15 protein-coding genes are annotated in these 15,337 nt (G+C 45.1%); 6 read left to right on the forward strand and 9 right to left on the reverse strand.

The annotated features are described in order from the left end of the window. Positions 1 to 9: 9 nt before the first annotated feature. The 3 genes from Q0323_RS07730 to Q0323_RS11275 form a co-directional block, all read right to left on the reverse strand. Positions 10 to 1,428, reverse strand: a complete 1,419-nt coding sequence (locus Q0323_RS07730; RefSeq protein ID WP_298053231.1) for a TrkA C-terminal domain-containing protein — start codon at positions 1,426 to 1,428, stop codon at positions 10 to 12. Positions 1,429 to 1,716: 288 nt separating this feature from the next. Next, positions 1,717 to 3,402 (reverse strand): TonB-dependent receptor, encoded by a 1,686-nt coding sequence (locus Q0323_RS07735; RefSeq protein ID WP_366939564.1) that lies wholly within the window; start codon positions 3,400 to 3,402, stop codon positions 1,717 to 1,719. After that, positions 3,371 to 3,988: a Plug domain-containing protein gene (locus Q0323_RS11275; protein WP_366939565.1), complete on the reverse strand. Its 618-nt coding sequence runs from the start codon at positions 3,986 to 3,988 to the stop codon at positions 3,371 to 3,373. The genes Q0323_RS07735 and Q0323_RS11275 overlap by 32 nt, the downstream gene beginning before the upstream one ends. A gap of 208 nt (positions 3,989 to 4,196) precedes the next feature. On the opposite strand from Q0323_RS11275, the gene Q0323_RS07740 reads away from it, so the two are divergent. Continuing rightward, positions 4,197 to 5,030, forward strand: coding sequence for a YihY family inner membrane protein (locus Q0323_RS07740; RefSeq protein WP_298053233.1), 834 nt, complete (start codon positions 4,197 to 4,199; stop codon positions 5,028 to 5,030). A gap of 185 nt (positions 5,031 to 5,215) precedes the next feature. Continuing rightward, complete coding sequence (locus Q0323_RS07745; protein ID WP_298053236.1) at positions 5,216 to 5,698, forward strand: hypothetical protein; 483 nt, start codon at positions 5,216 to 5,218, stop codon at positions 5,696 to 5,698. A gap of 73 nt (positions 5,699 to 5,771) precedes the next feature. On the opposite strand, the gene Q0323_RS07750 is transcribed toward Q0323_RS07745, so the two are convergent. From Q0323_RS07750 to Q0323_RS07775, 6 genes are all read right to left on the reverse strand, one after another. After that, a complete protein-coding gene (locus Q0323_RS07750) occupies positions 5,772 to 6,008 on the reverse strand; it encodes a hypothetical protein (protein WP_298053238.1) in 237 nt (78 codons plus the stop codon). A gap of 236 nt (positions 6,009 to 6,244) precedes the next feature. Next, positions 6,245 to 7,000: a septal ring lytic transglycosylase RlpA family protein gene (locus tag Q0323_RS07755; protein ID WP_298053241.1), complete on the reverse strand. Its 756-nt coding sequence runs from the start codon at positions 6,998 to 7,000 to the stop codon at positions 6,245 to 6,247. 13 nt (positions 7,001 to 7,013) lie between these two features. Continuing rightward, complete coding sequence (locus Q0323_RS07760; protein ID WP_298053244.1) at positions 7,014 to 8,012, reverse strand: lytic transglycosylase domain-containing protein; 999 nt, start codon at positions 8,010 to 8,012, stop codon at positions 7,014 to 7,016. Beyond that, positions 8,009 to 8,806: a TatD family hydrolase gene (locus tag Q0323_RS07765; protein WP_297903343.1), complete on the reverse strand. Its 798-nt coding sequence runs from the start codon at positions 8,804 to 8,806 to the stop codon at positions 8,009 to 8,011. Before Q0323_RS07765 ends, Q0323_RS07760 begins: the two co-directional genes overlap by 4 nt. A 125-nt stretch (positions 8,807 to 8,931) precedes the next feature. Beyond that, complete coding sequence (locus Q0323_RS07770) at positions 8,932 to 10,455, reverse strand: AAA family ATPase (protein WP_298053247.1); 1,524 nt, start codon at positions 10,453 to 10,455, stop codon at positions 8,932 to 8,934. Then, positions 10,449 to 11,330, reverse strand: coding sequence for an NAD(+) kinase (locus tag Q0323_RS07775; RefSeq protein WP_298053250.1), 882 nt, complete (start codon positions 11,328 to 11,330; stop codon positions 10,449 to 10,451). The genes Q0323_RS07770 and Q0323_RS07775 overlap by 7 nt, the downstream gene beginning before the upstream one ends. Before the next feature lie 97 nt (positions 11,331 to 11,427). On the opposite strand from Q0323_RS07775, the gene aspS reads away from it, so the two are divergent. From aspS to ppa, 4 genes are all read left to right on the forward strand, one after another. Next, a complete protein-coding gene (aspS, locus tag Q0323_RS07780; RefSeq protein ID WP_298053253.1) occupies positions 11,428 to 13,182 on the forward strand; it encodes an aspartate--tRNA ligase in 1,755 nt (584 codons plus the stop codon). Next, entirely contained in the window at positions 13,179 to 13,760 is a 582-nt protein-coding gene (locus Q0323_RS07785) for an adenylate kinase (RefSeq protein ID WP_298053256.1), read from the forward strand. The genes aspS and Q0323_RS07785 overlap by 4 nt, the downstream gene beginning before the upstream one ends. A 268-nt stretch (positions 13,761 to 14,028) precedes the next feature. After that, on the forward strand, positions 14,029 to 14,385 hold the full coding sequence (locus tag Q0323_RS07790) for a NirD/YgiW/YdeI family stress tolerance protein (RefSeq protein ID WP_298053259.1): 357 nt from the start codon (positions 14,029 to 14,031) through the stop codon (positions 14,383 to 14,385). Between the two features lie 9 nt (positions 14,386 to 14,394). Next, the gene (gene ppa / locus Q0323_RS07795) at positions 14,395 to 14,913 is read left to right on the forward strand and encodes an inorganic diphosphatase (RefSeq protein WP_298027869.1); all 519 of its coding nucleotides are present in this window, start codon (positions 14,395 to 14,397) and stop codon (positions 14,911 to 14,913) included. The last annotated feature ends 424 nt before the right edge of the window (positions 14,914 to 15,337 follow it).

Raw genomic sequence — 15,337 nt, forward strand, 5'->3', positions numbered from 1 at the left:
AAATTTCGATTACTTTTCATACCCGTAATCGCTCGGGATAAAAATTTGATGATTTTTGCCGAGTTTAAAATACATCTGATCCAAATCCTGATTGAAAATCGATGTGAGCTTGCGCGCCAAAATTCTATCATTAAATGGCACAAATTGTAGCAGATCTCGCTCGCTGCCTAGCGCTAAAATCGGATTTTGCCGCTCGCAAGGAATAACGAATAAACTCTGCTTAAAAAGCTTCGATAAGCTCACGTAGCTTTGCGCAAACTCGTCCTTTTCGCTCTCGCCGAAAAGATACAAATACACGTCTAGCCCTAGCTGCGAGCTGATGTCAAAGACGATACTTGATTCCTCGCGAAGCCGCTCGCCGGCACTTAGCACGACGCTTTTACGCACGTCTTTTAGCTCGCCTTCACCAAGGCTTAACACCGGAATTTCAAGCGCTTTAAGTGCTGCTTTTTTCGCTTCGAAAACTCCGCTTGAGCAAACTACCAAGCCTGCTTTATTTTCGCTCACGTCGCGCTTTAAATTTAGCTCGCCCGAGTAATCGATGAGAATTTCAAATTTATCCCGCTCACACAGCGCTTTAAGCTCGCTAAAAGTGTCGTTTAGCAGAGGATTTAAAATTCGCAGATAAATTTTATGATTTCTAATATGCAAATCCAAAAACTCAAGCGCCCTAACCGTCCTAGCTATCTCGTCGCCGCTCATTTTTTTCATATCGATTAGCGCGAAAATATTTAGCCCAAACGGCGATGGAAATTGCCCGCTTTGCTTTTTTACTTCAGCAAACACCGCTCGCAACGCACTAGGCTCACCAACGACTAAAATCGTATCATTCGGATATATTCGCGAGCCGGGTGTCGTTACGATGTAATTGTTGTGGCGGTAAATCATCGGAATTTGATATTTGGCATTAGAAAGCGTACTGATTTTTTTATACGCGAACGAGCTTCCTACGGGCACTTTTACCTCCATTATCTCTCCGCGTCCAAGCCCGATATTATCAGCAAAAACGGGACTATCAGGCAAAAAACCGATGAAGCGCGAGGAATTTAGCGCAAGGGTATTTACGATTTTTACGTGAGCTTCATTTTTATTATCGCGCAAAAGTCCCCAAAAATCAGCCACGTAAAGTTCTAAATCCGGAGCGAGTGTCTTTAAATTTTCAAGCGTTACTTTAGTGTCAAATTCATCCTCCATTATCACTATGCAGCGGTCAAATTCCTCTCCTGCTAGCACCACGCGCAACCGCTCAATGCTAGTAGGATCAAAAATTTCGACCGAAAAATTTGACTCGTTTTCAAGCTCTGAGGGCACGGCATCCGTATTTTTAGCTATGACGCGATATGATCTGATGACATCTTTGATTTTACAAACTTTGGATAAAAAATGGCGCGCAAACTTTCCGCTTGCGATGATTAAAACTTGTTTCATTGCTCTCCGTTTCGTGGTTTTGCAAAGATTATAACCAAAAACGGCTAAATTTTAAACCGCGCGATAAAATTTGCGGGCAAGCTGAGGCGCGGCGACTTAAAATTTTAAGATCGAAATTTTAAAATCAAAGTTTGAAATTCCAAAAGCGAGGCTTAAATTTTAAAATGAATTAAAACCAAGCCTCGTTAAATTTAATCTCGCCGCTTAGAGCGATAAAATTTCATAAATTTAAAAGCGGCGCCATAACCATTCGCGCCGCTTAAGCAAAAATTTTAAACTCACTAGATTTTAAAATTTTACCTCCGCAGAGAGCATGAAGCTTCTGCTCTCGCCCAGCGTCACGCCGTTTGCCGAACCTAGCACGCTAGTTACGTTAAGTCCGCCCGCACCGTCGGCGCTCGCAGGATACATTCCCGCCCAGTATTTTTTGTTAAATACGTTATTTACGTTGAAGCGTAACGTAGTCTTATCGCCCAAAAGGTGCTCGCTCGTATATCTGATACCAAGATCGGTAACGAAAAAGCTAGGCGTGTGCTGAGTGTTTAGATCGTCCAGATACATCTTGCTAGTGTAGTGGAAATTCGTACTGATCGCAAGTTTATCGGTGCCAGGGATCACGTAATCAAACATCAAATTTGCATTGATTTTAGGAATGCCGTTTGCGACCTTGCGATTAGCGCCCTCGATGCTTACGTTGTGCATCTTAGGATCGATATAGGTAAAGCCTCCGAGCACGCTTAAATTTTGCGTAATTCGTCCGCCGCTCATAAACTCAAATCCGCGGTTGCGCTGCTCGCCGTTTATGCCGTAGCGTCCGGTAGAGCTATTTAGATACGCGATAGGTCTGCGGATATCAAAATACGCTACGCTAAAATCGATCATATCGGCTACGCGGATCTTAGCGCCGATCTCGTGCTGCTTGGAGCGATACGGCGACGTATAGGCGACCTCTCCCGCATATGGGCTGCTCGCCGGATAAACATAGGTAGAGCCCTGCTGTAAGCTATCTGCATAAGTGTAGTAGATGCTAGCGTCCTCTATCGGATGAAAGATCAAGCTGCCCGCCCAGCTATATCCCGAATCGCTATAGGCTTTGACAAGTCTTTGCTGACGATTATTGTAGGATTCCTGCCTCATCCACGCCTTAGATGCGCTTAACATCATGTCAAATTTATCGTTTATCGTGATATCATCTAGCACCGAGACGTTATACATATCTATTACTGCGAAATGATATAACCCGCTTCCGCGCTTAGCGTTAGTGTAATCTAAAATTTTAGGATCGTAGATATTGCCGATGGTAGGCGAGGTGTAGTTGGTGCTTGCGATCTTATATCTATCCTGCGTCCAGTGATAGCCGTTGGTCTGCACGCTGAAATCATGTTCGATATCGCCCGTATTAAACTGCGTATTTGCCTTGAGATAGCCGCTTGGCAGATCGAATCTATATGCCGCCGTAGCACCGCCGCTGTGTCTGGTTTGATAATCGCCCGGTTTTGTATATTGCGGATGTGTGCTAGGCAAGATATAATTTACAACGCCATGAGTATCACGATCGGCGCGCTGAAACTGAAAGCCGCCCTCTAAATACCATTTATCGGTAGGCGTAAATTTAAATTTTGCGCTTGCGGTAGTGGTTTTTAGATGCATACCTCCAAAGCTCTGACCAAGACCGCGTTTTGAAGAATCCACCGCCTTTGGAAGCTCCATGCCGTCTACGATCTTGCCGTCTCGCACGCCAAGAGCAAACTGCCCCGCAAAGCCCTTGGTATTGTGCTCATAATAGCTAGCCGCGGTTTCAAAAGTAAGATCGCCCGTCGGATAAAATTCCATCGTGACGCTGGCTAGGCGGCGCTGCAAATTTGAGCCCTTCGGTTGTCTGTCGCCGTTTGATCCGTAAAACACCGTGCGGTAGCCGAATTTTTCAAATTTATCGGATAGATCAAGTCCAAGACCTAGATTGCTTCGCGACATGTAATCGCCCCAAATTATGTATTGATCTTTTACCGGGCGCTTGCGCGTGTAGCTGAAAATCCCGACCGGATTTTTGCGCGCCGTAGAGCGAGCCCGCGACGCCGTTTTGCACTTGAAAACTCTCAAACATCGCCATCGGAATCGCCGTCGTCGAAATAGTATAAAAGCCGTCCCAGAAGCTGTTGCCTACGACGCTGCCCTCAAAGCCACGCGTCTGCGGGCGCCCTACCGTGGCGCCGCCGCGCATCTGAATCTGCGCGGATGGGAAGTATTTGACCGCCTCCTCGTAGCCGGTGACGCCTTGGTGATTCATGATCTCCTTGCTGATCGTGTTGATCTGATACGGAAGATCCAAAGCGCGCTTGCCCGCAAGCAGACCTTGTTGCACGTTTTTGCTCAAAAAGCCCTCGTCGATGCCGCTCTCGCTGATATTATCACCGACGGAATTTACCTCGATTACGCCCATATTCTGCGATTTTTCAGGCGCAGAATTACTGCCGCTTTGCACTGCAGCTAAACTGCTGCATAGCAGACACATACATGCCGCTAATGAAATTTTAAATTTCATCGTTTTCCTTCGTTCCATTATTTTCCCTTCGTTATGGATATATTTAATATTATTTTTTAGCATATTAGAAAAATTTTCCTAAATTTAGACTAAATTCTAGATATAAATTTATATATTTGTAGTCGCATTTTTTAGCTTTAAATTTCATAGACGATATACCGCGATACAAAAGAAAAATTGCGCAAATTTATATGAAATTCTAAATTTTTAATGTAAAATCGCCCGTATGAAAAAACTAATACTGGCGCTTAAGCAAGCGCAAAACCGACTCAAAAATTTCTTCCGCCTCTACGATACCGAGCTCATGCACCATGCATCAAGCCTTAGCTTTCACACGATTTTGGCGCTACTGCCGGTGCTGATGGTCTCGCTTAGCGTCTTTATGCAGCTGCCGAGCTTCAAAGGCTACTACGACAAGATTATGGGCTTTATCTTTTCAAACTTTCTGCCCGCAAATCAAGCGAGCATGGCGCACTATATCGAGGAATTTATGGCTAACGGGCTAAGCCTTGGCGTAACGGGCTTTTGCGCAGTGTTAGTTACGTCGGTGTTGTTTTTCGGAGATTTTGAAGCGATAATTGCGCGCATTTCGCATTCGCCCGAGCGAAGCTTTTTTAAGAGCCTAAGCACCTACTGGACGCTGATGACGCTCGCTCCTGTGGGGCTTGGAGCATCGTTTTATATCAGCGGCGAGCTTCAGGAGCTACTAAATAAAACCGAGCTTACGAGCTGGATAAATTTGCTTAAAATTCTACCCTACTTAATCGTTTGGGGGATCTTTGCGATCACTTACGCTACGGCGATCAACCGCGAGATCCGCGCAAAAGCAGTGCTTGCCTCATCACTCGTAGCGTCGATTTTATGGTGGCTTTCAAGACTGGTTTTCGCGCAATACGTCTTTTATAACAAAACCTATCTTAGCATCTACGGCTCGTTTTCGGTCGCGCTATTTTTCTTTCTGTGGATCTACATAAGCTGGATTTTCTACCTATACGGCGTGAAATTCTGCGTATTTTTGGACGCTAAATTTAAAAGAGGTGGCGAGCGACAAAGCGCCTGAAATTTTTAAATTTCATAACGAATTTTACGAAAGATTATATTAAGAATTAACGATAATCGTATATTAATTGGCTGTTTAAACGATAAATTATCGTCAGCGAAAGGATTAAATTTGAAATCTCGTCTTTGTTCGGTCTATATACGAGCGATCTACTTTAAATTATTAAATTTCTTGAGGAGGAAAGAATGGCGTTTGTTGCGGAGCATATTTCTAAAGTTGATTTGGAAAGATACAATGTTGCAAATATTATAAATAATTGTTGCCTAAAATATGGCTCAATAGCCTATGATGATTACTACCTAGATAAGCTGGATTGGGTTATAGATAGACAAAGAGATGCCTGGTTTATGTTTGTTTGCAGAGTGCCTTTGCTAGACCCAAGAGATGGCCTTACGGGAGAAGTTATTTGGCTGTTGCATTATAGGGGTAAAAATATCGAGCTCGATATAAGGCGAATTTATGACGAAACTACGAGTAAGTATTTCACGGAAAATCCATTTAAGATCAAATATAAATTCCAAAGCGTAAATTCTGACATTGGGGATATTTCAATGGGTGAAATTTATGAAATTTTAAATGAAGCATTATTGGAATATGGAGATGACGGCATTGATGGCAGAAAATTTTTGCCAAAAGAGCATGAAGTCGTAACTTTCCTGCACGATTAAAATTCAAAGAATCGATGAGCCGCGTTTAAATACATCTGATATTTCACTATCAAATTTAATATTTTCTACTGCGCTATAAAACGCCCCACTCTTTTTTATATTCGTTTATTATCTCATCGGGCGTTTTTTCTTCCTTATCGACCTTGATAAGATCGATTATATCTTGCTCGTTTGCAAACATACCCTCTATCGCGTGGTTACAGATGATAGATCTGTTTTGCTCGTATTGTTCTGCGCTCAGCTCGTCTTTATATTTTTCAAGTATAGCCAAACTCTTTTCTAAACTATAAACTTCCGGATATTTTTGCATGCTTTATCCCCTAGCAATATAAAATTTTATCAGCTGCGGCGTCCTATTAAAAAAACAAAGCTCAAGCAGGCAGGCGCACTTTTTGCTACGAATAGCTTGCAAGTAGTTTGCACTTCGCCGCAGCTAAAGCAGATAACTATTAGATGACGGGAAATTTTACTGCAAGTAGCTCACAAATAAATTTAACAAAGCCCTTATCAAGCAAAAAATGAAGGAAAAGCCGTCAAATAGAACTGCTACTCCCTTACGATGAAAGCTCCAGTAAACTTGCCATTATGCGCGAAATCTCTCGCCTCATCCTCGCTTTTAAATCCGCTTAAAAAGACGCGATAAATCGGCGCGCCATCTATGCTAAATTCTTTGATTATCGCAGGATATCCCGCTGTGCCGTGGTAATCGCGCTGATAAATTTGTGCGCCGCTTCTGTTTCTAAACGCACCAATTTGCACCATAAAATTTCCGCCGACAATGGTTGCTTTCGGCGAGCCTTTGGCGATAGTATGCCCATAAAAGCCCACTACTTCGAGTTTTACCGGCGCCGTACCTTTGGCAAATACGCCTACTAAATTAGCAGCTGTTTTGCTAAGATCGATGATGCGACCATCCACGAATGGACCGCGATCGTTGATGCGCACGGTTGCGGTAGCGCCGGTGTCGCGATTCGTGACCTTTACCATAGTATTCATTGGATAGGTTTTGTGCGCGGCGGTCATGCCGTTCATATCGTAAATTTCGCCGTTTGAGGTGTATTTGCCGTGAAAATTCGGCCCATACCAGCTGGCGATACCTATCTGGGTATCGCCGACGCTTACCTGCTCTGGATAGTAGGTTTTGCCGTTGATTTTATAAGGGCGCATGGTGGCGGGAGAGTTTTTGCCGATCTTGCCCGCACCGCCCGCAGACGATCTAGAAGGCGGTGCGGTGCGAAACGAGCAACCGGCAAGAACCAGCGCAAAAAGCGCACTAAAAAGAGCGATTTTCTGGTACGACACCTACGATCCGATCTTATTTGTTGAATTTTATATTATTTAGCGCTATTTCGTTTTTGTCTTTGAGGCTAAGCTCGTTCGCCAAACCTGCTAACACTCGTGCTGGCTTGCGCTGTTTCAGACGTGGTTCATACGCTTGAAACGCGCCTTGATTTACGACAAATTCTGCATATTTGCTTTGTGGGATATAAAAGAAGTACTTGCCGTTAAGCGGCGAAATTCCGTTTTTAATATGCGCGTTATAATCCTGCATTTGCGACGGCGAAATTCCGATCTGTTTTGCAACTGCGCTTAGCTTTGTGCCTGGAGCTACTGCGATACGCTTTAGGCCCCACGGCTCGCTTTCAAAAAGCAGAATTTTACGCATATTTTCATTTTGAGCGATGTAAGCGTATTTGATAATGCGCTTGATAAAATTCTTAGTCTCATTAGGAAGTGCGGGGCTTTTTAGCAAGCGGTCCAGATCATCGCTGCCAGTAGCTGCAATCGCATTTTTAAGCTTTTGATCGCCACAATTATACGCCATTAGCGCTAAATACCACTTGCCAAAATTTTGCTTCAGATGCAAAATATACGAAAACGCAGCATCCGTAGAGGCTGCGGGATCGCGACGCTCATCTACGGCGCTATCTACTCTAAGACCGAAATTTTTCGCAGTCGCCGGCATCAGCTGCCACATACCACCTGCGCTAGCGCCCGAAGTTACGGTGTTTTTAAGATGAGATTCTACCATTGCCAAATACAATAAGAATTCCGGAGCTTCGATGTTATCGACCTCGGATTTGACTAAGTAGGCATTGTGCGACTGTGAAGTCACGATATGCTTAAACTGCTTGCGATCGCTTGCATTGATCGCACGGAATATGCCCGCGACTACGTTTTTGCTCGATTCGTTATTTTCGATGCCGAATTGATTTAAAATATAGTCGTGATTTGCGCGCATCAGACCGGGCTGGCTCGCAAACGCTTCGCCCACTAAAAGTAGGGCTAGCAGTATAAATTTTATGGCTTTCATATCTCTCCTTTGATTTTATCGCCAAAAAGCCTACAGGCGTTTTGAGTCGTTATTGCTTCAACCTCTTCTACGCTTAGGCTTAAAATTTCCGCGACTTTTTCTACCACGAGTCTCGTAAATGCAGGCTCGTTGCGCTCGCCGCGATGCGGATGCGGGGTTAGATATGGCGCATCCGTCTCGATTAATAGGCGCTCTTGCGGAATTTGCGGTAAGATCTCAGCTAAGTTTTTTGCATTTTTGAATGTCAAAACTCCGCCGATACCGAAGTAAAATCCGTATTCGCTAAGACCTAGCAAAAGCTTGCTGGCATTGAAGCAGTGCAAAACACCGCCGCATAAATCGCCAGCACGATCTTTTAGAATTCCAAAGCTATCTTCGTTTGCTTCTCGGATATGGACTATAAGTGGTTTTTGAAGTTGTGTTGCTAGATCGATTTGTGAGATGAAGGCGTCTTTTTGGCGGGAGATTTCTAAGGCTTTGGTTTCCTTGCTCTCTTGCTGCTTAAGTCTGAAATAATCAAGACCGCATTCGCCGACGCCCACGCATTTGGGATCGTCAGCATACCGCTTCAGCACCTCCATATCGAAAGAATCTATCTCGTATGGATGCACCCCTACGGCAAAATACACATTATTCCGCGCGTGCGAAATTTTACATGCCTTATCTAGGTCTGCTACATCTGCACCGGGAATGATGATGCTACGCACACCTGCAATCGTGGCGCGCTCAATCACCGCGTCCAAATCGGCGTCGAAACTAGCATCGTCTAAATGGCAATGTGTATCTATAATCATAAAACTCACTTGATAAAATTTTTCGAAGCGGATTTTACGTCGTTTTGCAAAATCACACTTAAATTTAAATTAAACGCGGTATTGTAGCGAAAAATTTCAGATTTAAACTTAAGCTTAAAATTCCTTCAGCTTTGCCTTAGTTTTTTAGCGAATTCCAGGGCTTCTGCAGTAATAGTCTCGCCGCTTATCATACGAGCTAGCTCTGTTATTTTCTCATTTTCGCTTAATAATCTCACGCTAGATTTGCCGTTCGTTTTACTTACTAAAAAGTGTGACGCAGCCTTGGAACTAAGCTGCGGTTGGTGCGAGATCGCAAAAATTTGATAAAATTTTGAAATTTTTACCAGCACGTTTGCGATACTCATCGCCTCTTTTCCGCTTAAATTTGAATCAATCTCGTCTAAGATCAAAATTCCCTCGCCATTATTTGTAAGCTCCAAGCTCGCGGCAATAAAAGCAAGGCGTAAGCGGTTCGTTTCGCCTGAGCTTAAATTTTTAAATTCCGTCTTGCACAAGCTGACGCAAATTTCGTCTGTGCCGCACTCACTAAGCGCCGTAGGCTTAAAACTAAGCTCCACTCCGTCCATATAAAGCTGCTTTAGATAGGAATTTATCAGATCCTCGAGCCGTTTTTTAGTGCCCTTGCGAGCCTCGCTGATTTTTTCAGCAAGGATAGTGGTGCTTTCGCTAAGACGTTTAAATTCCACTTGCAACTTGGTTTTTTCAAAGCTTAACTGCTCGTAATGCTCAAGCTCCTTCTTGCGCGCTTCAAGCGTAGCTAAAGCCTCTTCTACGCTTCCGTAGCGCCTATTTAGCGCGCTAAGAGCTTCGATGCGATCTAAAATTTTCTCTATGTCGATATTTTCGAGCTCGTCTAAATTCAAGCTTTCTTGCTTTAGCCGCAGCTCGTTCATTGCATCCTCAAAAAACGCGCTATCCAGCCCGCTAAGACTTAGCGCTTCGATGACGCTGCGTTCTAGCTCAAAAATGCCCTGCGCCCTAGCCCAAAGTTCCTCGATCTTATCTTTCTTACTAAGCTTTTTTTTGATCTGCAAAAGCTCCTCATATTCGCCGATCTTAGGCGATACGCGCTCGATTTTTTCAATCTCGAAGCGAGCAAATTCCTTTAACTCCTCAATCTTGCGCTCTTGATCCAAAATTTCATCCAGCTGCTTTTTTGTGCGGCTAAATTCCACAAAAGCGCTTTGAAGCTCCGATAGGCTTTGAGCGTGCGCCGCATCTTTTTTCGCGGCGATAAAATCAAGTAATTTTAGCAAGCTGCCGCTACTCATTTCGCCGGCGTTTTTCGCGCCTAAAAATTTCACGTATTCGCCGGCGATCGTGCTTAGATTTCTTTTTGAGACCGATTGGGAATTTATAAAGTATCGCAAGCTACGCTCTTTTAGGACGCGAAAAATATTTGGCGTATCGTTTATCAAGCCGAAATTTTCCATATCAAATTTATGCTCTACGTCCGCTTCTATGAGCTCAGCCTCGCATTCGTTAAGACCGAACACCGCTAAAATCGCGCCTATTAATACCGATTTACCCGCGCCGCTGATACCTGTAAATACGCTAAGCCCTGGGCCAAAGCTAAGCTCGCTCTCGCAAAAACCTAGATTATTTTTAATATAAATTCTTTCTAGCATCCGCCGTGCCCCCATCTGAGTTTGGCTTTTAAAACGTCAAAATAATCGTAGCTTCTGCGTTTTATTAAATTTGCCTTTGCGTGCGAAATTTTAACGCTTACGCTGTGAAATTCCGCCATATCAAAAACGTCTTGTCCGTCGATGACGACGCTAACTTCGGAGCTTCCGGCGTTTTTGAAGCTTGCGAGATACTCTTTTGGCAGGATCAAAGGCCGCTGCGTCAGGCTGTGCGAGCAGATCGGCGTGACGCAAAACACGTCGCACAGCGGATAGACGATAGATCCATTCGCGCTCATATTATACGCGGTCGAGCCCACGGCGGAGCTTACGATCACACCGTCGCCGTAGTAAGTATTGAAATATTTTCTATTTAAAAACGCGTCGATCTTCGCCATCGAAGAGATGTGGCTGCGGGTGATTACGACGTCGTTAAATGCGGTCTTGCGGACGATTTTACCGCCGCCGTTTTCCAGTATCACTTCGAGTAAAAACGGGCGCTCGATCTCGTATTCGCCACGCAAAAATTCCTTTAAAAATTTTGCGAATTCGCTAGGCTGCACGTCCGTTAAAAACCCGAGAGTACCTGCGTTGATACCCAAAATAAAGGCGTTTTTATCGCTTAGTAGCCTCGCAAGCCCGATGAGCGTGCCGTCGCCGCCGAGGCTAATTAAAAAATTGGTCTTTTTTAAAATTTCTGCAAGCGTATGCGGCTTAAGGCCGAAAAATTCCGCTCCGTCCTCTTCAAGTAAAAGCTCGATACCTTGCGCTTTTAAAATTTCGCGAATTTCCTCTGCGACGGGGCGAATTTCCTCCGATTTTTTGGCTATTAGCCCTGCAAATTTTAAATTTTCGTGGATTTTGTTTTTGCTTTCCATTTTTCTACTTTCGGGCGCTATTTTATAAAAAATTAGCTTTGTAAAAGCAAAATTTAACTATAATCGGCTCTTGAAATTTTATTAAAAAGGAGTAATTTTGCGAAGTCATTACTGCACGGATTTGAGTAAAAACGACGTCGGCAAAAATGTAACCGTATGCGGCTGGGTAAATTCTTACCGCGACCACGGCGGCGTTATTTTCATAGATTTGCGCGACCGAAGCGGCCTGCTTCAGCTCGTGTGCGATCCCAAAGATAGTAAAAAAGCGTATGAAATTGCAAACGAAGTACGAAACGAATTTGTCCTAAAAGCCGTCGGCAAGATCCGAGCTCGCGGCGAAGGGCTGGAAAATCCAAATTTAAAAACGGGCGATATCGAAGTCGTGGTAGAAGACCTACAGATCGAAAATCCAAGCAAGCCGCTTCCTTTCGTAATCGGCGATAAAAGCGTCAATGAAGAAACGAAGCTGAAATACCGCTTTTTGGATCTGCGCGCCGACGGAAGCTTCGATAAATTTAAGATGCGCTCCAAGGCTGCGATCGCCGCGCGAAATGCGCTCGATAGGCTGGGCTTTGTGGAGGTCGAAACGCCGATCTTAACGCGCGCGACGCCTGAGGGCGCTAGGGATTATCTGGTGCCTAGCCGCGTCTATCCGGGCAGCTTCTACGCGCTTCCGCAAAGTCCGCAGCTTTTCAAGCAGCTTTTGATGTGCTCGGGCTTTGATAAATACTTCCAGATCGCGCGCTGCTTCCGCGACGAAGACCTGCGCGCCGACCGCCAGCCGGAATTTACGCAAATCGATATCGAGATGAGCTTCAATACCCAATACGACGTAATGAGCGTAGCCGAGGAGGTTTTAAAGGATATTTTCAAATCCTGCGGCCGCGAGATCGTCACTCCTTTTAGACATATGGAGTATAAGGACGCGATGGAGCTTTACGGCAGCGACAAACCCGATTTGCGCTACGATATGCCTTTCATCGACGTAGCCGATATTTTTGAAAAATCGAGCAACGAAATTTTTTCAAATTTAGCCAAAGACCGCAAGGCCAATCGCGTAAAAGCGCTCAAAGTCGAGGGCGGCGATCTGAAATTTAGCAAGCGGCAGATGCAAGGCTTTGAGGAATACGTTAAAAAATTCGGCGCGCAGGGACTTGCATTTATTCAGGTAAAAGAGGACGGTCTAAAGGGGCCGCTGGTAAAATTCTTTGAAAAAAGCGAGCTGGACGAACTCATCAAGCGCTGCGAGCTTAAAGTCGGCGACGTCGTATTTTTCGGCGCGGGCAAAAAGAAAATCGTGCTTGATTATATGGGTAGATTTAGAATTTTCCTCGCGAACGAGCTCGGTCTGATCGATCCGAACAGGCTTGAGTTTTTGTGGGTCGTAAATTTCCCTATGTTTGAGCAAAACGACGACGGCAGCTACTCTGCGATGCACCATCCTTTCACGATGCCGAATAACCCCGATGAGCCTGATTTGGAGGATATCACGTCGATTGCCTACGACGTCGTGCTAAACGGCATCGAGCTTGGCGGCGGCAGTATCAGGATCCACAAAGCGGACATTCAAGAAAAGGTCTTTAGACTGCTTAAGATCGAGCCTGCAGAGCAGAGGGAGAAATTCGGCTTCCTGCTTGATGCGCTAAGCTTCGGCGCGCCTCCGCACGGAGGTATCGCGATCGGCTTTGATAGGCTGATGATGCTCGTTACAGGCTCAAGCAGTATCCGCGAGGTCATCGCGTTTCCTAAAACGCAGCGCGCGCAGTGTCCGCTCACCAAGGCCCCTAGCGTCGTGACCGATGAGCAGCTTCGCGAGCTAGGTCTTAGGCTTCAGAAAAAGGAGCAAAAATGAAAAGCCTTTTTCTAATCATCGGTGCTCCGGGCAGCGGTAAAACTACCGATGCGAGCATGATCGCTCGTATGAATCAAAGCATCGAGCACTACTCCACCGGCGATCTGCTTCGCGCCGAGGTAGCAAGCGGCAGCGCTCTGGGTAAGCAGATAGATAGCTTTATCTCGGGCGGAAATTTAGTCCCGCTTGACGTCGTCGTAAACGTCATAATCGGCGCGATTAAGAGCTCGCCGAAGGATCTTATCATCATCGACGGCTATCCAAGAAGCGTCGAGCAGATGAGCAAACTCGATGAGGTGCTGCAAGGCGACGAAGACGTAGCCCTTAGCGCCGTCATCGAGGTATGCGTCAGCGAGGAGGTTGCCGAGCAGCGCGTTTTGGGGCGCGCTCGCGGGGCGGACGATAACAAGGAAGTCTTTAAAAACCGCATGGCGGTATTTTCAGAGCCGATCGAGGATATCCGTAAATTTTACGGCGACGCGGGCGTATTTTACAGCGTAAACGGCGAGCGCACGGTCGAGGAGATCGTAGCGGACATAAACGCTATAATCGCCGAGGAGATCGAAAAATTAGGCTAGCGCGCTTGGGCGGTTTAAATTTTAAGCGCTTCCGGCTCCTTTTTTGCATCGTAAGCAGCACAGATCGCGCTTAAATTTAACGAGCTTTTCGGTACGAGTGCGCCTTTAAATTTATAGCTTGCCGTTGCGCTAGATAGTCAATTTCAAGCGTAAATTTAAAGCAGCTCGCGTCGCAAATTTAATGCGAGCGTTAAATATGAGCGGCTTTTAAATTTAATGAAATTCCGAATCTGTTTGCGGACGCAGAGATTAAAATTTAAGGATAGATATGGTTAGAAAATTTTTACTTAGTATGGCTTTATGCGCGGTCGCATTCGCTGCGGGTGGGTTTGTGCCAAGCGGCTCCGCGGCGCAAACTCAATCGTCAAGCGTCAAAGAGGCGCTTAAATTAAGAGATGATTCTTTTGTCACGATCGACGGCAGGATAAAATCTCAACTCAGACATGAACATTATAGATTTGTGGATCAAAACGGCGATAGCATCGAGGTCGAGATCGACGATGACGTTTGGCGCGGCGTGAGCGTGGATGAAAATACGCTCGTGCGAATTAGCGGCGAGATCGACAAAGATTTTACCAAAACGACGATAGACGTGAAAAATATCAAAATTTTAAATTCTAAATAAAGGAAAACTATGGATCTTTCAAAGATAAAAGTGGGCTCAAACCCCGATAAAATCAACGCGGTAATCGAGATCCCTTACGGCTCGAATATCAAATACGAGATAGACAAAGCAAGCGGTGCGCTCTGCGTAGATCGCGTGCTCTACGGCGCGATGTTTTACCCTGCAAACTACGGCTTCGTGCCCAATACCTTGGCTGACGACGGCGATCCTGCGGATGTTTTGGTGCTAAACGAATACCCGCTTGCCGCAGGCAGCGTGATCCCGTGCCGCCTAATCGGCGTTTTGATGATGGAGGACGAAAGCGGCATGGACGAGAAGCTGCTTGCCGTGCCGGTTAGCAAGATTGATCCGCGATATGACGGCATCAAAGGGGTCGCCGATCTGCCTAAGGCGACGCTGGATAAGATCAAAAATTTCTTCGAAACCTACAAGCTTTTAGAGCCGAATAAATGGGTCAAAGTAAAGGACTTCGCAAGCGCCGCGGAAGCGGAGAAAATCCTTGATAAAGCGATCAAGGCTTATAAATAATACATTTTTGCGCGCTTGGCGCTAAAATTTAATCAAAATTTGACCGACCCGCTCGGTCAAATTTATCGTTAAATTTTAATTCTACAAATTTTCAAAATTTAAAATATTTTAAATTCCACTAAAATTTTACCTGAAGCCTGCGCTTGGTTTTTTATCGCTTATTTTTTGGCGGTTAAGCCAAGCGGCTTTGGATTTATTTAATAAAGATTTTTTAAAACTACATTGCGTGAAATGGCGCTACGGGGATCGGAGCCTTATACGTTAGTAACGGAGAAATTCCGCGAGCTAAAGGCTTCATATAGACCGCAGTTAAAATTCCAAAATTCGCTATCTTGATTTTTTGAAAGAGATCACAAACATCATTGCAAAATTACAAAGCTGATGTCATCACAGACAGGAGCCTTTGGTCTGCCACGTCACGTAA

Origin of the sequence: uncultured Campylobacter sp. (assembly GCF_938030145.1) — a bacterium.
Classification (GTDB): Bacteria; Campylobacterota; Campylobacteria; order Campylobacterales; family Campylobacteraceae; genus Campylobacter_B.